At 62.2% G+C, this 21,073-nt stretch carries 17 protein-coding genes and 1 pseudogene; 5 read left to right on the plus strand and 13 right to left on the minus strand.

The window, feature by feature from the left end; translation table 11 throughout:
- Positions 1–160: pseudogene (locus AB4048_RS06420) on the plus strand (IS630 family transposase); the annotation flags it as partial.
- 49 nt (positions 161–209) lie between these two features.
- Here AB4048_RS06420 and AB4048_RS06425 read toward each other — a convergent pair.
- Both AB4048_RS06425 and AB4048_RS06430 read right to left on the minus strand, forming a co-directional pair.
- Entirely contained in the window at positions 210–1,427 is a 1,218-nt protein-coding gene (locus AB4048_RS06425) for an SGNH/GDSL hydrolase family protein (protein ID WP_442201097.1), read from the minus strand.
- A 92-nt stretch (positions 1,428–1,519) separates the two neighbouring features.
- Positions 1,520–2,743, minus strand: a complete 1,224-nt coding sequence (locus AB4048_RS06430; RefSeq protein ID WP_442201098.1) for a lytic murein transglycosylase — start codon at positions 2,741–2,743, stop codon at positions 1,520–1,522.
- A 258-nt stretch (positions 2,744–3,001) separates the two neighbouring features.
- Between AB4048_RS06430 and galU the strand changes: the two genes are divergently transcribed.
- Complete coding sequence (gene galU, locus AB4048_RS06435; RefSeq protein ID WP_442201099.1) at positions 3,002–3,889, plus strand: UTP--glucose-1-phosphate uridylyltransferase GalU; 888 nt, start codon at positions 3,002–3,004, stop codon at positions 3,887–3,889.
- A 91-nt stretch (positions 3,890–3,980) separates the two neighbouring features.
- On the opposite strand, the gene AB4048_RS06440 is transcribed toward galU, so the two are convergent.
- Positions 3,981–5,462, minus strand: a complete 1,482-nt coding sequence (locus AB4048_RS06440; RefSeq protein WP_442201100.1) for an outer membrane beta-barrel protein — start codon at positions 5,460–5,462, stop codon at positions 3,981–3,983.
- Between the two features lie 206 nt (positions 5,463–5,668).
- Between AB4048_RS06440 and AB4048_RS06445 the strand changes: the two genes are divergently transcribed.
- Positions 5,669–6,664 (plus strand): KpsF/GutQ family sugar-phosphate isomerase, encoded by a 996-nt coding sequence (locus AB4048_RS06445; RefSeq protein ID WP_442201101.1) that lies wholly within the window; start codon positions 5,669–5,671, stop codon positions 6,662–6,664.
- 33 nt (positions 6,665–6,697) lie between these two features.
- Here the strand turns inward: AB4048_RS06445 and AB4048_RS06450 are convergent, their stop codons facing one another.
- The 7 genes from AB4048_RS06450 to AB4048_RS06480 all read right to left on the minus strand — a co-directional run bounded on the left by AB4048_RS06450 (position 6,698) and on the right by AB4048_RS06480 (position 14,333).
- Positions 6,698–7,159, minus strand: coding sequence for an NfeD family protein (locus AB4048_RS06450; RefSeq protein WP_442201102.1), 462 nt, complete (start codon positions 7,157–7,159; stop codon positions 6,698–6,700).
- A gap of 3 nt (positions 7,160–7,162) precedes the next feature.
- Positions 7,163–8,167 (minus strand): SPFH domain-containing protein, encoded by a 1,005-nt coding sequence (locus AB4048_RS06455; protein ID WP_442201103.1) that lies wholly within the window; start codon positions 8,165–8,167, stop codon positions 7,163–7,165.
- Between the two features lie 101 nt (positions 8,168–8,268).
- Entirely contained in the window at positions 8,269–9,312 is a 1,044-nt protein-coding gene (hemH, locus tag AB4048_RS06460) for a ferrochelatase (RefSeq protein ID WP_442201104.1), read from the minus strand.
- Between the two features lie 208 nt (positions 9,313–9,520).
- On the minus strand, positions 9,521–11,509 hold the full coding sequence (locus tag AB4048_RS06465; protein WP_442201105.1) for a 5'-nucleotidase C-terminal domain-containing protein: 1,989 nt from the start codon (positions 11,507–11,509) through the stop codon (positions 9,521–9,523).
- Between the two features lie 331 nt (positions 11,510–11,840).
- Positions 11,841–12,209, minus strand: a complete 369-nt coding sequence (locus AB4048_RS06470) for a hypothetical protein (protein ID WP_442201106.1) — start codon at positions 12,207–12,209, stop codon at positions 11,841–11,843.
- A gap of 172 nt (positions 12,210–12,381) precedes the next feature.
- Positions 12,382–13,827: a homospermidine synthase gene (locus AB4048_RS06475; RefSeq protein ID WP_442201107.1), complete on the minus strand. Its 1,446-nt coding sequence runs from the start codon at positions 13,825–13,827 to the stop codon at positions 12,382–12,384.
- 221 nt (positions 13,828–14,048) lie between these two features.
- Positions 14,049–14,333 (minus strand): YciI family protein, encoded by a 285-nt coding sequence (locus AB4048_RS06480; protein ID WP_442201286.1) that lies wholly within the window; start codon positions 14,331–14,333, stop codon positions 14,049–14,051.
- Between the two features lie 137 nt (positions 14,334–14,470).
- Between AB4048_RS06480 and AB4048_RS06485 the strand changes: the two genes are divergently transcribed.
- On the plus strand, positions 14,471–15,376 hold the full coding sequence (locus AB4048_RS06485) for a diguanylate cyclase domain-containing protein (RefSeq protein WP_442201287.1): 906 nt from the start codon (positions 14,471–14,473) through the stop codon (positions 15,374–15,376).
- A 38-nt stretch (positions 15,377–15,414) separates the two neighbouring features.
- Here AB4048_RS06485 and AB4048_RS06490 read toward each other — a convergent pair whose 3' ends face one another.
- From AB4048_RS06490 to AB4048_RS06500, 3 genes are read right to left on the minus strand one after another with little or no spacing between them, the layout of a single operon-like run.
- Positions 15,415–16,056 carry an aminotransferase class IV family protein gene (locus tag AB4048_RS06490; protein ID WP_442201108.1) on the minus strand — a complete coding sequence of 214 codons (642 nt, stop codon included), beginning with the start codon at positions 16,054–16,056 and terminating at the stop codon, positions 15,415–15,417.
- A complete protein-coding gene (locus AB4048_RS06495; RefSeq protein WP_442201109.1) occupies positions 16,041–17,204 on the minus strand; it encodes an aminodeoxychorismate synthase component I in 1,164 nt (387 codons plus the stop codon). The genes AB4048_RS06490 and AB4048_RS06495 overlap by 16 nt, the downstream gene beginning before the upstream one ends.
- A 49-nt stretch (positions 17,205–17,253) precedes the next feature.
- Positions 17,254–19,110 carry a M3 family oligoendopeptidase gene (locus tag AB4048_RS06500; protein WP_442201110.1) on the minus strand — a complete coding sequence of 619 codons (1,857 nt, stop codon included), beginning with the start codon at positions 19,108–19,110 and terminating at the stop codon, positions 17,254–17,256.
- A gap of 274 nt (positions 19,111–19,384) precedes the next feature.
- Between AB4048_RS06500 and AB4048_RS06505 the strand changes: the two genes are divergently transcribed.
- The gene (locus AB4048_RS06505; RefSeq protein WP_442201111.1) at positions 19,385–20,950 is read left to right on the plus strand and encodes a sigma-54-dependent transcriptional regulator; all 1,566 of its coding nucleotides are present in this window, start codon (positions 19,385–19,387) and stop codon (positions 20,948–20,950) included.
- Positions 20,951–21,073 lie beyond the last annotated feature (123 nt).

Consider the following 21,073-nt stretch of genomic DNA (forward strand, 5'->3'; position numbering starts at 1 on the left):
CGAGCAGGCCTTCTCCAAGATCAAGCACTGGATGCGAGTGGCCCAGAAACGCACCATCGACGAAACCTGGAGGCACATCGGTACGCTCGTCAACACCATCGGATCAGATGAATGCGACAACTATATTCGAAATGCCGGATACGCTTCCGTCAAAACATGAAAGGCTCTAGCGCAATTCCAGGAAAATAGAGCGCAAAGACACAGCAATATCAGGGGCCGCCGGGAGCGGCCTCTTTTTTGTCCGGTGCGTCGGTGGCTGCAGGCGCGTCGGGCATGACGTAGTAGTCGACCCGCCCCTTGGGTGCTGCCGCCATCTCGCCTCGTTCCACGAGCAGATCGCGCGGCGATTGTGGCTCGCGCGCAAGCGGTTTTGCGCCGCCGAGGAGTTCCGCGCCGCCGTCGAGGTCGGGATCGGAGACGCTGATGGGTTGGGACCGCATGGGCTGGTTTGCCTCGGAGGGAAGAAGCGGGGCGCCCGACGGACCCGTTTCGAGGCGGGCGATATCCGGGCTTGCCTGATCGCCGAGCAGGTGTCGCGCCGGCTTCTCGACGTAGAAAGCAACCTTGCGCCGGCCCGCTTGCGTCAGATTGATGCCGTCTGCGGTTCTCAGCCGCACCTGTTGTCCGTTGACGTCCGAGCCGGTGATGACAAATTTGCCGTCCTCATCGGTGAACCCGTCCCAGATATCGACGAACTGGCCGCCGACACTCTCCACCTGGCTGCGATAAAGCTGGTTGAGCTTGGTTGCATCCGCGCTCATCGCCGGCGAATCGAAAGGCGGCAGGCCGACCCAGATCAGCGGGATGTTTTGACCGGTCACCGCCTTGGCGAAGGCCTGGACCCGCGCCTCGTAGGCCATGAACCACACATCCGTGCCGAATTTTTCCTTGAGCGTGTCGTCGATGATCTGCTGCCGGTCGTTGGCGCCGATCATCACGACGACCATGGCGGGCTTCAGCTCGGCAAGCATCTGCGGCAGCTGCTGTTGCCAGTTGTAGTAATCGCGGCGCACTAGGCCGGACGCAACGTTGCCGCGTGCCGCAACCACGACGCCAGGCGAGGCTTCGAAGGCGGCGTCCAACCCGTCGCCGAGGCCACTCGCCAGGAAGTCGCCGACGACAAGGATCGTCTTGGCGTTTTCCAGCTTCTCCACCTGTGGCGGCGTCTCGGGCTGGGTAACGGTCGGACGGGCTGCCACCGCCGCTTGAGCTGGACGCTTGCGTTGCGGACGGGGCACAACGCGGCGCGGCGGCGGCTGTGGCTCGAGCGGAGCATAGGCGGGTTCCCGCCGGCCAAAGAGCAGTTCGAAGAAAGATCGCCGCTGCTGCTGCGCGTCCGCCTGTTCGATCACGCCGGCAAGCAGAAAGCATGAGGCGAGCAACACCTTTGCGATCGAGGTCGTGGTCTTGGCGGGCTGGCGCTTCATCCTGCTTGGTCCGGTTGCGATGCACTGTCTCACGAGGCGCGTCGGCGCTCAACGGGATTGCCGGCGGAAAAACGTTTCCCGCCACGATTGCGTTAGTTGCGGAGCGCCTTTAGGAGCTGCATGGAGGGCTTGCCGTCGCCGGTCAGTCCAAGCCGCTCCTGGACCGCGGAAATCGCCGCCTTCGATCCCGATCCGAAGTCGCCGTCGACCACGCCGTCATAGTAGCCCATCGCCTTCAGACGGGTTTGCAGCTCGAATTTCTGCTTGATGTCGAGTGTACCTTCCGGCCGCGGCCAGGATTGCTGCAGGCCCCCGGCGCCCGAGATGCTGTCGGCCAGAAGGCCGACGGCCAGCGCATAGGTGTCGGCTGCGTTGTAGCGCTTGATGGTGAAGAAGTTGGCCGTCATCAGAAAGCCTGGTCCATTCGCCCCGGCGGGCATCTTCAGCGTCGCGCGGTCGCCGCCGGCGCGGAAACCCTTGCCGCTCGGGCGCTGGAAGCCGAGCGACGCCCATTCGGAGAGCGTGCGGGTCTTGCCTGCCTGGGCGCTGCCGCCCTTCGGCACCACCACCTCGTATCCCCAGGTTCTGCCGGTGTCCCAGCCGTTCTTGGCGAGCAGGTTGGCGGAGGTCGCAAGCGCGTCCGGCACCGAATTCCAGATGTCGCGCCGGCCGTTGCCGTCGGCATCGATCGCATAGATGAGGTAGCTGGTGGGAATGAATTGCGTATGCCCCATCGCGCCTGCCCAGGAGCCCGTCATTTTTTCAGGCGCCACGTCGCCGTTCTGCAGGATCTTCAGCGCGGCGATCAACTGCTTGCGGGCAAAGCCGGCCCTGCTGGGATCGGAATAGGCAAGCGTTGCGAGCGCGCGCGGCACGTAGTGCAGCCGATCTTCCTTGCCCAAAACCGCGCCATAATTGCTCTCCATCGACCAGATGGCGAGCAGGATATTGCGGTCTACGCCGAATTGCCGTTCCAGTTTCTGTAGCGTGGACCCATATTTAACCGCCATTTTACGGCCAATATCGACAGTATATGGGTTAACCCGAGAGTCCACGTAGTCCCAGACAGGGGTGGTGAACTCCGGCTGGGACGTCGCCTTTTCCAGAACCGTCGGATCCGGTTCGGTGACACCGGCGAAGGCGCGTTGATAGGTTGATTTCGTGATACCGCTCCTGGCGGCAGTGTCGTAGAACTTGGAGATCCACTGTTGGAACCCGGCATCCGCATGAGCGTTAGTGGGCGCAAGCCACGACAGGGTGCTGAGGGCGAACGCCAGTGCGATACCGGAGAAGGAGCTTTTGCTGGTCTCATTCATCAGCCGTCGATTCCGTCATTCGAGGATTTCGGTCTGGCGGTGCTTTCGCATCCACCCGCGTCTGATTCTATCGGGACGAAGTCAACAAATTCTTTACCATGTTACCCGCAGGTCGTCATCAGTGGCAAAATACCGACAGCGCCATTCATGACGAGTTCAGGAACGCTGTAACATTTAGAGGGCCAAGAATTAGCAGCGGCTGAAAAACTTTCGGGTTTATCGCGATCTAGAAATCTCTGTATGCCTCAGGAGGAATGTGTGGGACAGCATAAGAAGGTACGTAAGGCGGTATTTCCGGTGGCTGGACTTGGGACGCGGTTCCTGCCGGCGACCAAGGCGGTGCCAAAGGAAATGCTGACGGTCGTCGACAAGCCGGTCATCCAGTACGTCGTCGACGAGGCGATGGAAGCCGGCATCGAGCATTTCGTCTTCGTCACCGGCCGCAGCAAGCAAGTCATCGAAGACTATTTCGACATCCAGTACGAACTCGAGCAGACGCTCAGACAGCGCAACAAAAACGCCGAGCTGACCTTGCTCAACAACTTGTTGCCGGTCGCCGGCACGGCAAGCTTCACCCGCCAGCAGGAACCGCTCGGCCTTGGCCATGCCGTCTGGTGCGCACGTGAGATCATCGGCGAGGAACCCTTCGCGCTGCTTCTTCCCGACATGATCATGCAGGCGGAGAAGGGCTGCATGCGGGGAATGATGGAGCTTTACGACGAGAGCGGCGGCAACGTCATCGCGGTCGAGGAATGCGATCCGTCGCAGACGCACAAATACGGCATCGTCGGCGTCGGCGAGGCGATCGGCTCGGGCTTTAGAATTACCGAGATGGTGGAAAAGCCGGCCAAGGGCACGGCGCCGTCCAACTTCTTCATCAACGGCCGCTACATCCTGCAGCCCGAGATCTTCTCGATCCTCGAACGCCAGGAGCGCGGCGCCGGCAACGAGATCCAGCTGACCGACGGCATGCTGAAGCTTGCGAAGACGCAGGATTTCGCCGGTTACCATTTCAAGGGCGAGACCTACGACTGCGGCTCAAAGGACGGCTTTATCCTGGCCAACGTCGCCTTCGCCCTGTCGCGCGCCGATATTCGCCCGACCGTCGAGGACGGGTTCAAGGCGCTTCTCAAGGCACTGAAATAACACCGAGCGTCGCTTTCTGGCCCTCTTCCCGAACGCGGGGAGAGGGAACTTGCCCCGCTCGGCCATAGCGACTGCCCAGGTGTAGTGACCTCTAGCGCCTGGCTGTCAGGCCGACGCCGGCGCGTAACTGGTGACTGTCGTCGGCGCCGTCGCGTTTCGTCAGTTCGTAGCCGACATTGCCGGTCAGGTCGAGATACCGGTTGATCCCCCAGGTAAATCCGAGAGCCGCATCGTAGACGGTTTCGTCGCCGTAAAGGCTGGTCGTCGCGTAGTCGCGCCAGGTGGTGCCGCCGGTCACCTTTGCGAGCAGGTTCTCACGCACCTCCTGCGAAAGCGTGGTCGTGAGCTGGTAGGCGACGTAGCCGCTTTCGCCTGGCGTCGTCGATGGTTCGACGCTGGTCGAGAAGCCGATGTCGACGTTAGTGCCGCGGTGCGGCGACCAGAAGATATTGCCGTCGACGGTGGGGGAATCGATCGAGGCAAGCCGCCAATCCTCGAAATCCGTGTGCTGGTAGCCGATGCCAAGTTCGCCTCTCAACTTCTCGCCGAGATCGAATTCCACCCCGACCTTGCCGCCATAGGCGTGGTTAGAGCGCGCGTAGCCCGCCGAATCGTGGTCCTCGTCATAAAGAACCCGGCCGAGATCGACTTCCACGAAAGGGATCAACGCCGGCGACATCTCGTAGCCGATGCGGCCGCGCCAGGTGCCGGCCGTCTGGTCGCGATCGCTGAGCGTGACCGTGGTTCCGTCCGAAAGCACGGCGTCCGAATAGATGGTGCGTACCAGCCCCACCGCCGTTGATCCGCGCAACAGGCCGAAGTCGCGCTCGAGCGAGGCTCCGGCATCGAACTCGTTGACGCCCGACTGCTTTTGCGCGCCGGCAATCGCGTTCGGATCGTCCGTATCCTCGCGGTAGAAGCGATAGCCGGCGGTCAGGTGTGCCGTCGTGTCGGCGGGAAGATCCAACCGGAGATCTGCGTCAAGATTGACGGTCGGCTGTTCCTCTCCGGAGCCACTGACATTCTGTTGCCAGACGCCGTCACCGATGATCGTCAGGGCGTGCCGCGACCAGTCGGACGTCAGCGTACTGCGCAGATCGGTCTGCAGAAACGTACGGTCGTCGCGGTCGCTGCCGGTGCGGTTGTTTTCGGCGTTGTAGGACTGGTTGATCGAGGGTTTCAGCGTGAAGCTGCCGAGGCGTATGCCCTCCGCTTCGGCGCGGTCGGGATCTTGGCGGCCCCTCAGGCCGTCGACACCGGTCTCGCGCAGGTTCACCCGCCGAATGTCTTCGTCGAGGATCGAACCCGTCGTCTCGCCGTAGAACCGCAGCGGCGTGTTGAGGGGAGCCTCATCTGCAGCATCCGTGGCCGTCGTTTTCGCCGCCGCTGTCCTTTTGGCAACGTTGTCGGCGCCGGTGTTCGCATAGGGGTCGGCTGTTGCCGAGCCTGTATTGCTGCTGCCGGATTGCGCAAACGAAGGCACCGCCAGCAGAGCATAGCCAAGAGCAGCCGAGGCGGCATATGCCGTCAGCCTAAGGGGGCGCCCGCCCGCCTTGTCTCTCTTCCTGCCCATCCGTTCCTGTCCGGCATGTTTATAGTTAACTCAACCTAAAGCGATGTGGTTAACGCTTCGTTGCCCGGCGCAATGGCGCCGTATCGGAGAGCACCGCGCCGGCGCGTTCACGGATTTGGCGCATTTTGTGTTCCTAATATTGGCACGGGCAGACCGCGAGGTATTCGCGCATGGACAGTTTTCAAGAAAAGCGTTAACGCTCGGCCATGAACAAGAGAGCTGTCAAACTGATCGAAAATAGCGCCATCGAGTCCGCGATGCGGACGATCGAGACCGAACGGCGAGGTTTGGAAGCGCTGGAGCGGGCGCTTGCCGACGGGCTGGCGGTTCCTTTCGCGAAGGCAGTGGAATTCATCGGCAAGAGCACCGGGCGGGTCATCGTCACCGGCGTCGGCAAGAGCGGCCATATCGGCGCCAAGCTTGCCGCGACGCTGGCATCGACCGGCACCCCGGCCTCCTTCGTCCACGCGGCGGAAGCCAATCACGGCGATCTCGGCATGATCGGACGCGACGACGTCATCATCGCCATGTCGTGGAGCGGGGAAACCGCCGAGCTCAAGAACCTCGTTTCCTATTCGCGCCGCTTCACGATCCCCTTGATCGCCATCACGGCCGGCGAGACATCGACGCTCGGCCGCGAGGCCGATGCGGTGCTGCTGCTGCCCAAGGCCGATGAGGCCTGCCCGCACGGACTGGCGCCGACCACCTCGACACTGATGCAGCTTGCGATCAGCGACGCGCTCGCCATCGCCCTGATGGAGGCGCGGGGCTTCACGGCCGGCGATTTCCATGTCTTCCATCCCGGCGGCAAGCTCGGCGCGAGCCTTACCCATGTCGGCGATATCATGCATACCGGCGACAGTATCCCGCTGGTCGCGCTCGGCACCGCCTTCACCGAGGCGATAACCGTGCTTTCGCGCGGGCGTTTTGGCTGTGTCGGCGTGCTGGACGAGGACGGGCGGCTTTGCGGCATCGTCACGGAAGGCGACATGGCGCGCAACCTGTCGCGCAATCTCGCCGAACTCGATGTCGACGATATCATGACGCGGACGCCGAAGACGATCAAACCGACGGCGCTGGCGACCACGGCGCTCGCACTTCTCAACCAGCACAACATCTCGGCGCTCATCGTCACCGACGAGGACCGCAGGCCGATCGGGCTCGTGCATTTCCACGACCTGCTGCGCATCGGCGTCGCCTGACGAAAAACTGCGTCGCACTTTTCCTGGAATTGCTTAGGAAGCGGCTTCCACCGTCAGGTCGCGGCCGTTGCTGGCGATGATCCTGACGCGGGTTCCGACCGGAAGATCCGGCCCCATAACCGACCAATAGGTGTCATCGAGGCGGATGCGGCCTCGCCCTTCGGCAATCGGCTCCTGCAGCGTTGCGGTGCGCCCCACAAGGCTGGCGCCGCGCTGGTTGAGGAAGGGTTCGTCCGATGTTGTGTGGCTGCGGTAGACGTAGCGTCGGCCGAGTACGGCGAGGATCACCGCAAGCCCGGCAAAGAGCAGCATTTGCAGTTGCCAGGTCCAGAAGACCTGGTGCCATAGCGCGATCGTCACGGCACCGACGATCACTGCCGCGAGACCGATCCAGACCAGGAAGAACCCGGGCACCATCATCTCCGCCGCCAAAAGCGCCATGCCCACCACCCACCACGTCCACGGACCAAGCGCGATGATCAGGTGCATCAGCATAGGTCAGCTTCCTCGGTGCGGCGAAAGGGGATTGATGGGAGGCGTCGTGCGTGCGTTGGTCTGGCGCGCGGGCCGCTCGGCATTTCCGCCGTCGCCGAAGACCTCACGGGCCAGCGCGCCGATGCCGCCGAGCGAGCCGAGGATTGCAGAGGCTTCCATCGGCATCAACACGACCTTGGAATTCGGAGCCGAGCCGATCGCCGACAATGCTTCGGTATAGCGCTGCGCGACGAAGTAGTTGATCGCCTGTACGTCGCCGTCTGCGATCGCCTGCGAAACCATGTGCGTTGCCTTGGCTTCGGCTTCCGCCAGACGTTCGCGCGCCTCGGCGTTGCGGAAGGCGGCCTCGCGCTGGCCTTCGGCCTGGAGGATCGCCGCCTGCTTGGCGCCTTCGGCCCTTAGAATCTGGGCGTTGCGGGCGCCCTCGGCTTCGAGCACCAGCGCGCGCTTTTCGCGCTCGGCCTTCATCTGGCGCGCCATCGCATCGACCAGGTCTTTCGGCGGCTGGATATCCTTGATCTCTACGCGCGTGACCTTGATGCCCCAGGGGCCGACCGCCTCGTCGACGACGCGCAGCAGCCGCTCGTTGATTGTATCGCGGTTGGACAGCAGTTCGTCGAGGTCCATCGAGCCCATGACGGAGCGGATGTTCGTCATCGTCAGGTTGAGGATCGCATTTTCCAGATTGGAAACCTGATAGGCGGCCTGCGCGGCGTTCAGCACCTGGAAGAACGTCACCGCATCCGCCGAGACGCTGGCATTATCCTTGGTGATGACTTCCTGCGTCGGAACGTTCAGCACTTGCTCCATGACGTTCATGCGAGCGCCGATCTTCTCGATGAACGGCAGGATCAGGTTGAGGCCGGGTTCAAGCGTCCGCGTATAGCGCCCGAAGCGCTCCATCGTGTAGCGATAGCCCTGCGGTACCGTCTTCACCCCGGCGAAAAGCACGAGAATGACGAAGATGACGAGCGCGATCACGACGATGTCGAAACCAGTCGGAACCATCAAAAGCCTCCACAGCAGAAGGCGCGTTCGCGCCGAATGTGCTTGTCATATCAGACGTGGGAGCTTCGCGCATCGTTTGCAACACATGCCCGAAAAAAGCGTTAATGCAATCCTTGGGCCCAGCCCTGCAATTCGCGGCGGACGACGGTTTCGAGCACCTTCATGCCGTCGGCGCTGTCGTTGAGACAGGGGACATGGGCGAATTTTTCGCCGCCGTTGTGATGGAAGGTCTCGGCGGCCTGACCGGCGATTTCTTCCAGCGTCTCGAGACAGTCCGAAACAAATCCCGGGTTCATCACCGCGATCCGCTTCACGCCGTCCCTGGCGAGCTTTTCCACCGTCTTGTCGGTATAGGGTTGCAGCCATTCCTCCGGTCCGAAGCGCGACTGGAAAGTGACGATCAGCTTGTCTTCGGAAAAGCCGAGGCGCTTGCGCAGCAGACGCGCGGTCTTCATGCAATGACAGTAATAGGGGTCGCCCTTGTCGAAATAGGACTGGGGAATGCCGTGGAACGAGGTGAGGATCACCTCCGGTTCCCAGTCGAGCGTCGCAAGATGCCGGGTGAGCGAGTTAGCCAGCGCTTCGATATAGGCCGGATCATCGTGATAGGGCGGCACGGTGCGCAGCGCCGGCTGCCAGCGCATGGCCAGCAGCGTCTGAAACGCCTTGTCGTTGACGGTGGCCGTGGTCGCGGCGGCGTATTGCGGGTAGAGCGGGAAGAGGAGGATCCGATCGCAGCCCGCCTGCTTCAAAGCCTCGATGCGCGAGGCGATCGAGGGCTGGCCGTAACGCATGGCCCAATCGACGACGACGTTCGAGAGGTCGCCGAGCGCTTGCGTCATCAGTTCGGCCTGGCTGCGGGTATAGGTGCGAAGGAAGCTTTCGTTGCGCTCCTTGTTCCAGATCAGCTCGTAAGCCTTGCCGACCTTCCTTGGCCGGGTATTGAGGACGATGCCGAAGAGGATGGGATACCACTTGAAACGCGACCATTCGATGACGCGCCGGTCGGTCAGGAACTCGCGGAGGTAGCGACGCATGGAGGTGTAGTCGGTGCCGTCGGGCGTGCCCAGGTTGACGAGAAGCACGCCGACTTTGCCGAAGTTGACCGAGGGGTGTGCAGCCGGCGCGGCGGAGGATTCTGTCATCGGATTGGGTTCCCAAGCATTGCAACTGTTCGCGCCCTTAGTAGGAAGAAAAGCCGGCTCGGGAAAGCCCGAACCGGCTTTTCAAGCGAGGCATATTGTCCCTCAAGCATATTGCCGAAGAAAGCGGAGCGTTTTCGCACGGCATCATGCTCCACTTCTCTGACGCGGATGGAGACTTTAGGTCGATCCGACCTAAAGTCATCCTGATCTAGCGCGCAGGGATCTGCAATTCGCGTCCGACTATCAGCCGGTGCGGGTTCACGTCGTGGTTTGCTGACGCCAGTTTGCGCCAGAGCGTTGCGTCGCCGTAGAAGTGTTTGGCGAGGTCCCAAAGCGTGTCGCCGGCGGTGACGACGTGCGTTGTCGGCGTAGCCGCGGGCGTCGGTGCGGCCGGCGTTGCCGCGGGCGCTTCTGTCGTCGTCGCCGCCGGAGCCGTTGCCGCGGGAGCCGGGGCGGTCGGCTCGGTTGCCGGCGGCGCGGCTGGTGCCGGCGTGGCGGGCGGCGTTGCCGTCGCGGGCTGCTCGTTGGCCGGAACGACCTGCTTGTCTACCGGCTGGGAGGTTGCTGCACCTTCCGTCGCGGCGGCCGCCACGGCGACTGCGGTCACGCGGCCATCGATGTATGGCTTGTAGGGATTGTGGGCGGCGAGATAGTCGGCGACGACGTTTTCCAGGTCCGGGCCGTAATCGTAGGCATTCTTGCCGTTCTTGGCGAAGATCGAGTAGCCGTCGCCGCCGGCGCGCATGTAGTTGTTGCTGACGACGCCATAGGCCTTGGCTGGATCGAGGGGCACGAAATTGTCGCCGTCCTTCACCTCGACCGAGACGACCCGGCTGCCGGCCGGCTTCGACTTGTCATAGGTGAAGCGGATGCCGGCCACCTGCGGGAAGCGACCGGCACCCTCCTCGATCTGGCCGAGGCCGTTTTCCAGTGCGGCGATGATATCGGCGCCGGTCAGCTGGAACGTGGCCAGGGTGTTCTGGAAGGGGAGAACGGTCAGGACCTCGCCGACCGTCACGTCGCCGCCGTCGATCGAAGCGCGCAGGCCGCCGCCGTTCTGGATGGCGATGGCGACCCCCTGTCCCTTCGCCCGGTCGAGCATGGCGTCCGCGACGAGATTGCCCATGGAGCATTCCTGCATCCGGCAGACCTCGCGGGCGCCTTCGATCGGCGCTTCCGTTTTGCCGATCACCTTGCTGCGCAGTTCGGCGATCGGCTTTGCCAGTTCCGCAATTCGGGCGGCCATGGTGGGATCCGGTTCGACGGAGGCGTCGAGCAGAATGGGATCGCCCTTGGCCGCCTTGGCCACGCCCTCGTCGTCAAAGGTGACGACGACGTCGCCGAGATACTTGCTGTATGAGGCGGCGGTTACCACCGGCACCTTGTAACCGCCGGGGTTGTCGACCATGGTCGGGTAGGGGCCAGCCGCCTTCGGGTCGGTATTCGAAAGCAGCGTGTGCGAGTGGCCGCCGACCACGACGTCGATGCCGGGAATCTTCGCGATCGTCTCCATGTCGCGCGGATAGCCGACATGGGTCAGCGCGATGATCTTGTTGACGCCTTGCGCCTTCAGCGCATCGACTTCGGCGTTGATCGCCGCCACGTCGTCGGTGATTTTCACATGCGGACCGGGCGAGGAGAGTTCCGGCGTCTCGTTGGTGACGGCGCCGACGATGCCGATCTTCTGGCCGCCGACGTCAAGCACGATCGAACGCTTAATGCGGTCGCCGAGCGTGGATTCCGAATCAGTCTGGACGTTGGCGGTCACGACCGGGAATTGCACCTTCTCGAGGAAGGGCGCGAGGGCCTTCTCGCCGTCATCGAACTCGTGGTTGCCGACGGTCATGGCGTCGAACTTCATGTCGTTCAGGAACTCGGACTCGGCTGCGCCTTTATAGGTCGTGTAGAAAAGCGACCCCTGAAAATTGTCGCCGGCGTTCAAGAGCAGAACGTTCTTGCCTTCCAGCGCCTTCCGGCGCTGGTCGATCTCGGTTTTCAGCCGCGCCGCGCCGCCGAAACATTCCTTCTTGGCTTCTTCTTCGGCCGAGCAGGTCGAGTCGAATTTATTGATCGATTCGATGCGGGAATGAAGATCGTTGATATGCAGGATGTTCAACTCGTAGTCGGCGAACGCCGCGCTGACGTTGAGCGCCAGCGTCGATAGGGCCAAAATACCGAGCCCAAGAGAGTTCCTCATTGCTTTCCCCTTTGCCGTGACGGTCCTGACGTCCCCAGTTGCACATTATGCCTTGCAACAAGTCATACGTGCCTGTCTGCGCCCGTTCAAGGTTAACCGGCTTCTATTGCGAAAGGTTGTCGCGGTGCGCAAATTTCCAAGGGGTAAAGAACAGAAAAGCCTGTGAGCGGGGAGCCTCTGAGCTGAGCAGTTCTTTTGGGCTAAAAGACCTCAACTTTCGCTCCCTCATGGTCGGGCTCGACCCGGCCACCCATAAGGTGTTGGAAAGTATGGATCCTCGGGTCAAGCGGGATCGAGTATGACGGAAGCTGCAAACGAGCTCCGGCGACCGCTAGCTGCGGCGGAGCGAAAACTGGGAGCCGCTGTCCGACGTGCAGTTCAGCTGGTTGGTGTTGACAAGCGCGCAGTTGACGAGGGAACTCGTGCGCTTGACGTTCGAGTAGAGGTTGATCTGGATAACCCCCCCTGGCGCCGTCGTGTAGGATCCGGACGCCATCTGCGTGTTCGTGCCGTCGGTGGTGCGGGTCTGGAACTGTCCCCCGGAGAAGGTCGACAGGAGACCGTTCGGATCGGCCCAGTTTCCCTCGACCGTCGTCGGCGCGGGCTGCGACGAAACCGGCTGGGGCCTCTGTCCTCCGTCGATGCAGGCGCTCAGCGCGGCTGCGGCGGCGAAAAGGGCGAGGCTGGTTTTGATCTTCATGAATCGTCTCCGCAATAAGAATTGGCATGCGCCGTATGATTTTTCGAGAACATGGAGCGCTCCTTGGTCGAAAACAAGGCTTAGACGTGCGTGAAGCGACTTTATCCCGCCGGCGTAGCAAAAATGCCCGCACTGTCGCGCGGGCATTTCGAAATCGAAGGTTTGTTTAAGTTCAACGAACGAGAATGTTCTTGAACTGCCACGGATCCTTGGTGTCGATGTCCTCGGGGAAGAGGCCCGGACGACCGTCGAGCGGCGTCCAATCCGTGTAGTGGCCCTCGACCGGGCCGAGATAAGGCAGCTGCACTTCCAGGCAGCGCTTGTAGTCGACCTCGTCGGCCTCGACGATGCCGGCCTTCGGGTTTTCCAGTGCCCAGACCATGCCGGCGAGAACCGCCGAGGTCACCTGCAGGCCGGTCGCGTTCTGGTAGGGGGCGATGCGGCGTGTCTCTTCGAGCGACAGGCGCGAGCCGAACCAGTAAGCGTTCTTTTCGTGGCCGTAGAGCAGTACGCCGAGTTCGTCGACGCCATCCTCCAGCTCGTCTTCGTCGAGAACGTGATGGACCGGCTGCGCGGTGCCGCCGTTGCCGAACATCTCGTGCAGCGACAGAACCGCGTCGTTGGCCGGATGGTAGGCGTAGTGGCAGGTCGGGCGGAAGGTGACTTCGCCGTCCTTGTCGCGAACGGTGAAGTAGTCGGCGATCGAGATGGACTCGTTGTGGGTGACGAGGAAGCCGTATTGCGGGCCGGGTGTCGGGCACCAGGTGCGAACGCGGGTGTTCGCGCCGGGCTGTTCGAGGTAGATAGCGGCCTGGCAACCCTTCTTGTGCTTCTTGGCGTTCTTCGGCATCCATTGTTCATGGGTGCCCCAGCCCAGCTCAGCCGGCTGCAGGCCTTCGGAAATGAAGCCTTCGACGGACCAGGTGTTCCAGAAGACGTTGAGCGGCTTTGGATGCTTGGTGCGCTGGGTGTCGCGCTCGGCGATATGGACGCCCTTGACGCCGACCTTCTTCATCAGCTTCGCCCAGCCTTCACGGTCGTGCTGGTCCGGCTCTTCAAACTTCACGCCGATCTCGTTGGCGAGGTTCACGAGCGCCTGCTTGACGAACCAGGAGACCATGCCGGGGTTTGCGCCGCAGGTCGAAACGGCGGTCGCTCCCCCGGGGTTGCGCGCCTTTTCCTTGCGCAGCGTTTCGCGCAGCGCGTAGTTGGTGCGGTCGGCATTCTTCATGCTCTTGTCGAAATAGAAGCCGAGCCAGGGCTCGACAACCGTGTCGATGTAGAGCACGTCGAGCTTGCGGCAGAGCTTCATCAGGTCGACCGAGCCGGTGTCGACCGAGAGGTTCACGCAGAAGCCCTGGCCTCCGCCCTGGGTCAGGAGCGGCTTTAGCAGCTCCTTGTAGTTGTCCTTGGTGACGTGCGCCTGGATATGCTTGACACCGTGCTGGGCGAGAAGGTGCGCTTCGTCGGCGCGCGGGTCGATGACGACCATCCGGCTCTTGTCGAATTTGAAATGGCGCTCGATCAGCGGCAGGGTGCCGCGACCGATGGAGCCAAAGCCGATCATCACGATCGGACCGGTAATTTCGGCATATACCGGATGGGTTTCTTCCGTCATTCTTTTCTCCTTCGAAGGGCAGGACGCCCTTCGTGTACAAAATTTAGATGAAGCTTGCGCGAAAACACAAAAGTGACCGGTTCCTAAGCACAAAATCCTGTCACAATAAAGGGCCGGTGCGCGACTGAGCCTGCGTTCAGGCGCGATTGGCTCGTGATAGTTACCCGGCTTGACAGATCACCTGCGAAGATGGTCTCGAGGCCGCAGGCAAAAAGCCTGCCTCAGTCCTTCAACTTCTCCAGCCCCTCGACGACCGTCGTGATTGCAACTTCCGTGATTTCATAACGGGCGACACCATGAACGGTGAAGGGATCGGCTGCCACATAGGCTTCGACCTCGGCCCGGTCTCCGGCTGAAAGGATCAGGCCGCCGGTGCGCGGGACCTTGCGGCCGGAGGCGAGGAACCATCCGCGATCATAGCCTTCCTTTACCCAGGCCATGTGCGGCTCCATATACCTGTCGGCTTCTTCGTTTGCCTTGAGGTAGGTGAGGGAGAGGATGAGCATCTGGGGATCCTTCGTCGACGTCCGTTTGCATTTCGACGCACCCGGATAGCGCATCGGTCGGGCATAATCCATAATGTCTTCCTAATCTTCAGTCATACAGACGCTGTTTGGTTTTCACACGGGCCTGATTGAGCATGATGATAGACTTGTCGGAGCGGCTGGCCGCGCTGCAGTGTGTAAGTTCGGTTCTGGTTGCGCTCTACGACGAGGGAGATCGGTTGCGCTTTGCGAACGCCGCATTCCGCAGCGCCTTCGCGTTGGAAGAGACGGAAACGCCCCTGTGGAGCGAGCTGATGCGCCGCAACACGTCCGCCGGAAAGGGCACGATCATCCGCACGAACGAGTTTGAAACCTGGCTGGTGTCGGCGCAATCGCGTCGCGGCAAGCTGCCCTTCAGGGCTTTCGAGACCGATCTGGTCGACGGGCGGTGGCTGTGGATGACGGAAACGGTCGACGAGCGCGGCTGGATGCTGTGTATCGCCAGCGACATAACACACATCAGGGCGAACGAGCGGGATCTGCGCCAGGACCGCGACCATGCCGTCAGGGTATCGCAGACCGACGAACTGACCAGCATTTCCAATCGCCGTTTCATGATGGCGGCGCTGGAAAATCTCGTGCTGCGCGATCCCGACGCCAATCCCGGGCGCGGCTGCGTCTGCATCATCGACCTCGATTTCTTCAAGCGGATCAACGATCAGCTCGGCCATCACGCCGGCGACGCGGTGCTGATCGATTTCGCCCGCCGCGTGCAGCCGCTCCTGCGCCGGCGCGACAGTTTCGGGCGCATCGGTGGCGAGGAGTTCATGCTGATCCTGCCCGACACGTCGCTCGCTCAAGGGGAAATGGCCATCGAACGGATCTTGCATGCGGTGCGCCGTGCCCGGCCTCTCGATACGGCGCCGGAATTCTCCTATACCTGCTCGGCGGGCCTCGTCGAACTACGCCCGGGCGAGACGGCACGAGAAGTCTCCTGCCGCGCCGATGCCGCACTCTATGACGCCAAGCAGAACGGCCGCGACAGGCTCAAGATCGTGGCTTAGAACGCAATCCGGACGGAAAACCGCATCGCGCTTTTTCACTAGTCGCCGGCAAGCTTCGCTTCGATCAGCCCGCGCAGCGAGTTCCCGACGAACAGCCGGCCGCTTTCCAGTTCGTCTTGGCCGATCCTGCTGACGCGCGCCTTGCGCTCGCAGATCAACTCGGTGCGCAGCACGCCCGCAAGCAGGCCGCATGCGATTGGCGGCGTGCGCAGCACACCGGTTCCGTCATCCAGAAAAAGGGATGTGATCGTACCTTCGCAGGCCTCGCCGCGCTCGTTGAGCATGAGAACTTCATCCGCCTGCTCCGGCGAATATTCCGCCCGCGCCGCCTCGTATACGCCGCGGCGGGTCGTCTTGAAACGCAGCAACTTGTTTGCGGAGTGAAGCCGCGTCTTCGCGATGCGGACGGTCCAGATCGTACCCGCTGCAAGCGGTGCGAACGGCGCCGTCGTCACATCGACGCGGCCTTCGGCGTCGGCTGTGAGCCTTAGCCGCAATGGGCTGCTCGCGGCCGCGACGGCTTGCTGAAGTCTTTCCAAAGCGTCGGGTGGCGGGCGGAACCCCAGGCGACGAGCCGAACGCTCAAGCCGCGCCAGATGCAGCCGCAGCCGCACAAATCCGCTATCCGGGTCCCAGCGCAGCGTTTCGATCAGCGAAAAATCGGTCAGCGCGCGATCCATTGGTCCCCCACCGCGAAGCGCGCCTTCAAGAGGCATTCCTCATACTCCGCCTCCGCCGTGGAATCATAGACGATGCCGCCGCCGACGTTGAAGACGGCCCGGCCGTTCGCAAACAGGCTAATGGTCCGGATAGCCACCGAGAAGCGCATCGCGCCTGATGGAGCGATCATCCCGATCGCGCCGCAATAGGCATCGCGTGGCCCGGTCTCCAGTGCATGAAGGATTTCCATCGCCCGCAATTTCGGCGCGCCGGTGATCGAGCCGCATGGGAAGAGGGCTGTGAGAATGTCGCCGATCGTAACGTCAGGCAGAAGTTTTGCCTGCACGTGGCTCACCATCTGGTGGAGGGTCGGGTAGGTCTCGATCTCGAAGAGTTTCGGCACATCGAGCGTGCCGACCGCGGTGATGCGCGAAATATCGTTGCGCAAGAGGTCGACGATCATCCGGTTTTCGGCCTGCGTCTTGATATCCTCGCGCATGGCCGCGACGATCGCCAAGTCTTCCTCCGCGTTCTCGCCGCGCCGGGCCGTACCCTTCATCGGATGCGTCTCTATATAACCGGCTTCGTCGGTGCGGAAGAAAAGCTCCGGCGAGCGTGAGAGAACGACCGGCCCGATGCCGAGATCGACATAGGCTCCGTATTTGACCGGCTGACGCTCGATCAGCGACCAGAAGTCACAACGCGGGTCGCCGCTCCAGTCAGCGGTGATCGGCATCGTCAGGTTCGCCTGATAGCAGTCGCCCTGACGGATATGCCATTGCAGCCGCTCGAAGCGCTCCTGGTATTGTTCAAAGTTCCAGCCGGCCCGCGGCTCGCGCAGGAATTCGCCGCGTGGACGTTGCGCCGGTGGTTGCGCCAGCGGATGGCTTTCGGGCGCCGGCCCCTCAAAGACGCCGAAGCAGAGTAGCGGCGTGTCGCGGCCGACTTCCGCGAACGCTTGAAGCTTCTTCTCGAACACGTAGCCCGCCTCGTAGGAGAGATAGCCGGCGAGCCATTTTCCGGCGGCACTTGCGGCCTGCATCCTGTTGAAGCAGGCCAAGACATCCGCGGGATTATTGGCGACGATCAACTCCGACGGCTCGGCGAACAGCATCACCTGGCCGCTCGTGTCGTCCCGGAAAAGTATGTGACGGATGCCGTCGGCCATTCGCGTTCTTTGTTTTGCCGTCATCGAGAGGGCTGGGAGGCAAGCGCGTTCACGCGTCGCTATCCAGCGCCTCCAGTTCGTCAATGAGCCCTTCCAGCATCGACAGACCCTTGCTCCAGAACGACGGATCGGTCGCGTCGAGGCCGAAGGGCTTCAGGAGTTCGGAGTGGTGCTTGGTGCCGCCAGCCTTCAGGAGATCGAAATACTTGTCCTGGAAGCCTTTTTCGGCGTTCTGGTAAACGGCATAGAGCGAGTTCACCAGGCAGTCGCCGAAGGCGTAGGCGTAGACATAGAAGGGCGAGTGGATGAAGTGCGGGATATAGGCCCAGTACGTCTCGTAGCCTTCCGAAATCCTGATCGCCGGCCCGAGGCTCTCCGACTGTACCGAGAGCCACAGCTCGCCGATGTCGTCCGAGGTCAGCTCGCCGGATTTGCGCGCGGTGTGCAGCTTGCGTTCGAATTCGTAAAAGGCGATCTGGCGCACGACCGTGTTGATCATGTCCTCGACCTTCTGGGCAAGCATCGCTTTGCGCTCGCGCTTGTCGGTAGTGCGCTCCAGAAGCGCTCGGAAGGTCAGCATCTCGCCGAAAACGGAGGCGGTCTCGGCAAGCGTCAGCGGCGTCTGGCACATCAGCGCGCCTTGCCCACCGGCCAGAACCTGGTGCACGCCGTGCCCGAGTTCATGGGCGAGCGTCATCACGTCGCGCGGCTTGCCCATGTAGTTGACGAGCACATAAGGGTGAGCGGAGGGGACGGTCGGATGAGCAAAGGCGCCCGGCGCCTTGCCCGGACGAACCGGTGCATCGATCCAATGCTCGTCGAAGAAGCGCTTGGCGATCGCGGCCATCTCCGGTGCGAAAGCGCCATAGGCGGCGAGCACGGTTTCTCTGGCCTCGGACCAGGGAATGAGCGCGGTCGGCGTCTCCGGCAGCGGCGCGTTGCGGTCCCAGTAGTTCATCTGGTCCATGCCGAGCCACTTCGCCTTCATCTTGTAGTAGCGGTGCGACAGGCGGGGATAGGCATCGCGCACGGCTGCCGCCAGTGCGTCGACCACCTCGCGCTCGACACGGTTGGCCAGATGGCGACTGTCGGCGATATCCTCGAAACCGCGCCAGCGGTCGGAAATGTCCTTGTCCTTGGCGAGCGTGTTGGTGATCAGCGTAAAGACGCGGATGTTCGCCTTGAAGGTTTCGGTAAGGGCTGCCGCCGCCTTGCGGCGCAGTGCTTCGTCCGGCTCCTGCAGCATCGTGAGGGCGACTTCCAGCGGCTGCTTCTCGCCGTCGATTTCGAAGCGCAGTTCCGCCATGGTCTCGTCGAAAAGACGATTGAAGGCGGCCGCGCCGGTCATCGATTTTTCGAGGAAAAGCTGCTCCAGCTTGTCGTCGAGCTGGTAGGGCTTGTCCAGACGCAGATCCACGAGCCAGGGCCGGTAGTGCGCAGTGCCGGTATCGTTCGCCATGGCGGCATCGATCACCGCATCGTCGATGCGGTTGAGCTCCAGGGGCAGGAACAGAAGATGCGCGGCAAAGTCGGTGAGCTTGGCCTGCGCGTCGCCGTAGAGCTTGCCGTTGACGGGGTCTGTCGTGTTCGAAAAATAGGTAAGCCCGGCAAACGAGCCTATCCGCCCCATGACGTCTTCCAGCGCCTCGTACTCCCTGAGCGCCGCGCCGATGCCGCCTTCGCCGGTCTTCGTCGCCGCGTCCGAAAGTTTGCCCTTCCATTTCGTCTCGAAGGCGATCGCGGCCTTGCCGGCCTTTTCGATGTCGCTGACGAAGGCCGTGGAGGTGGCGGAGGGATAGAGGTCCTGCAACTTCCAGACCGGAAGCTCGCCGAGCTCCGCGCCGCGCTCAGCCGTGGGCGAGCTTGCGGAAAATGTGAGGCGGGAGTGGAGCAAGTTGGGGCGCATCGACGGTGTTCCTCTGCTTTATGAAACGGCGCACGAAATAGAGCCTGAAGGCGGCGCACGACGATGGATCTGTCGCTGTTGTCCTCCGCGTCCTGCCTGATCTGTGTCTATTCGGCGCGAAGGGTAGCCGCAAGAGGGCGAATCGAAGTGGAAAGCACCGGTCTGGCACGGAATCAGCGATGCATAAATTACTAAAATGCAATTATTTCTCAAAACAGGATGTTCAAGCCTTTCTGCCAGGGTCCACGCTTAAGGTTCGCAAAGTGAGGCACCGATGACCCCATCTAGTAATGCCAAGGCAGGCGCCCAGGTTTTGATCGTCGAGGATGATCCGGTTCAGCGTCGTCTCCTGAAGAACGCAGTCGAACGATATGGTCACATGGCCTATGTCGCGGAAAACGGCCGCGTCGGCCTTGACGTGCTGAAGCGCAATGCCGGGCGGATCAACGTCGTCGTGCTCGACCTCATGATGCCGGAGATGAACGGCATCGAATTCCTGCAGGAGCTGCATACGACAGGCGTCGATATCCCGGTGATCGTTCAGACGGGCCAGGGAGGCATCGAGACCGTCGTCCAGGCCATGCGTCTCGGCGCGTTCGATTTCGTCGTAAAGCCGGTGTCGCCGGAGCGGATCGCCGCCGCGATCGCCAACGCGTTGAAGCTCGACCAGCGCGAAGCCAAGGCGCGGGCGGGCCGCAAGGTCCGTGCAGGCTCGGTCGGATTCGATGATATCGTCTCGGCAAGTCCCGCGATGATGCGCGTCATCGATCTCGCCCGCCGCGCCGCCCAGTCGAACATCCCGGTCGTTCTCGAAGGCGAGTCGGGCGTGGGCAAGGAACTCGTCGCGCGCGCCATTCAGGCGGGCAGCGATCGTTCCGGTCGGCCTTTCGTCACGGTCAACTGCGGCGCCATTCCGTACAATCTCGTCGAGAGCATTCTGTTCGGCCACGAGAAGGGCGCCTTCACGGGTGCCGCCGAGCGCCACGTGGGCAAGTTCATGGAAGCCGACGGCGGCACGCTCTTCCTCGACGAGATCGGAGACCTGCCGCTCGATGTCCAGGTGAAGCTGCTGCGCGCCGTGCAACAGGGCGAGATCGAGACCGTTGGGGCACGCATGCCGCAGAAGGTCGATGTGCGCCTGATTTCAGCCACCAACAAGGATCTGATCGAAGAGGTGAAGGCCGGCCGCTTCCGCGAGGACCTCTATTACCGCCTGAATGTCTTTCCGATCACCATGCCGGCCTTGCGCCGCCGCAAGGAGGACATTTCCTATCTCGTTCGTGTCTTCGTCGACCGCTTCTCCGCCGAGCAGAAGATCAATCCGCCGCTCGGGATCAGCGCCGATGTCATGGCGTTGCTGACGGCCTATGACTGGCCGGGCAACATCCGCCAGCTCGAGAATACGATTTTCCGCGCCGTTGTGCTGGCCCAAGGGCCGGAACTGACGGATGGCGACTTCCCGCAGATCGCGGCGCAGGTGCCAGGCTACCTAAGCGTCGAGCGGCTGGCGCTGGTTGCGGATCATGTGTCGCCCACGCAAGTTCAACCGGCTACAATACCGGTCGCCCAGCTCTCGGCTCATGAGATGCCCCAGGCGCCGCAGCCGACGGAGGCGGCCAAGCCCTCGGTGCCGGACAATATCATCGTCAGCACCGGTCCTTCCGGCGAGGTGCGCAAGCTTGCCGACGTGGAGCAGGAACTCATCCGATTCGCGCTCCGATTCTATCGGGGGCAGATGAGCCAGGTCGCGCGCAAGCTCGGGATAGGCCGCTCGACTCTTTACCGGAAATTGAAGGATTACGGCATCAATCCAGAAGATCCCCACAAACACGCGGCATAAGGGTTCTCGTTAACGGTTAGGCAAGTATGTTCTGTTACCCCTCGTAAAGATCTTGTTAGTACATCGTTCACTATGTAATAAGCGGTTGAACGCCTGTGGCATTTTTGCCATGGTGTCACCGCA

The sequence above is a fragment of the Rhizobium sp. RAF56 genome (assembly GCF_052113965.1).
Taxonomy (GTDB): Bacteria; Pseudomonadota; Alphaproteobacteria; order Rhizobiales; family Rhizobiaceae; genus Rhizobium.

Bases quoted from the DNA above. Each gene is read 5' to 3' on its own strand.
- AB4048_RS06490 (WP_442201108.1), bottom strand. From the start codon at position 16,056: ATGGATCGCGCGCTGACCGATTTTTCGCTGATCGAAACGCTGCGCTGG.
- AB4048_RS06445 (WP_442201101.1), top strand. From the start codon at position 5,669: ATGAACAAGAGAGCTGTCAAACTGATCGAAAATAGCGCCATCGAGTCC.
- AB4048_RS06480 (WP_442201286.1), bottom strand. From the start codon at position 14,333: ATGCTCATCCTCTCCCTCACCTACCTCAAGGCAAACGAAGAAGCCGAC.
- AB4048_RS06505 (WP_442201111.1), top strand. From the start codon at position 19,385: ATGACCCCATCTAGTAATGCCAAGGCAGGCGCCCAGGTTTTGATCGTC.
- AB4048_RS06455 (WP_442201103.1), bottom strand. From the start codon at position 8,167: ATGGTTCCGACTGGTTTCGACATCGTCGTGATCGCGCTCGTCATCTTC.
- AB4048_RS06440 (WP_442201100.1), bottom strand. From the start codon at position 5,462: ATGGGCAGGAAGAGAGACAAGGCGGGCGGGCGCCCCCTTAGGCTGACG.
- AB4048_RS06470 (WP_442201106.1), bottom strand. From the start codon at position 12,209: ATGAAGATCAAAACCAGCCTCGCCCTTTTCGCCGCCGCAGCCGCGCTG.
- AB4048_RS06425 (WP_442201097.1), bottom strand. From the start codon at position 1,427: ATGAAGCGCCAGCCCGCCAAGACCACGACCTCGATCGCAAAGGTGTTG.
- AB4048_RS06475 (WP_442201107.1), bottom strand. From the start codon at position 13,827: ATGACGGAAGAAACCCATCCGGTATATGCCGAAATTACCGGTCCGATC.
- AB4048_RS06485 (WP_442201287.1), top strand. From the start codon at position 14,471: ATGATAGACTTGTCGGAGCGGCTGGCCGCGCTGCAGTGTGTAAGTTCG.
- hemH (WP_442201104.1), bottom strand. From the start codon at position 9,312: ATGACAGAATCCTCCGCCGCGCCGGCTGCACACCCCTCGGTCAACTTC.
- AB4048_RS06500 (WP_442201110.1), bottom strand. From the start codon at position 19,110: ATGCGCCCCAACTTGCTCCACTCCCGCCTCACATTTTCCGCAAGCTCG.
- AB4048_RS06495 (WP_442201109.1), bottom strand. From the start codon at position 17,204: ATGGCCGACGGCATCCGTCACATACTTTTCCGGGACGACACGAGCGGC.
- AB4048_RS06450 (WP_442201102.1), bottom strand. From the start codon at position 7,159: ATGCTGATGCACCTGATCATCGCGCTTGGTCCGTGGACGTGGTGGGTG.
- AB4048_RS06465 (WP_442201105.1), bottom strand. From the start codon at position 11,509: ATGAGGAACTCTCTTGGGCTCGGTATTTTGGCCCTATCGACGCTGGCG.
- AB4048_RS06430 (WP_442201098.1), bottom strand. From the start codon at position 2,743: ATGAATGAGACCAGCAAAAGCTCCTTCTCCGGTATCGCACTGGCGTTC.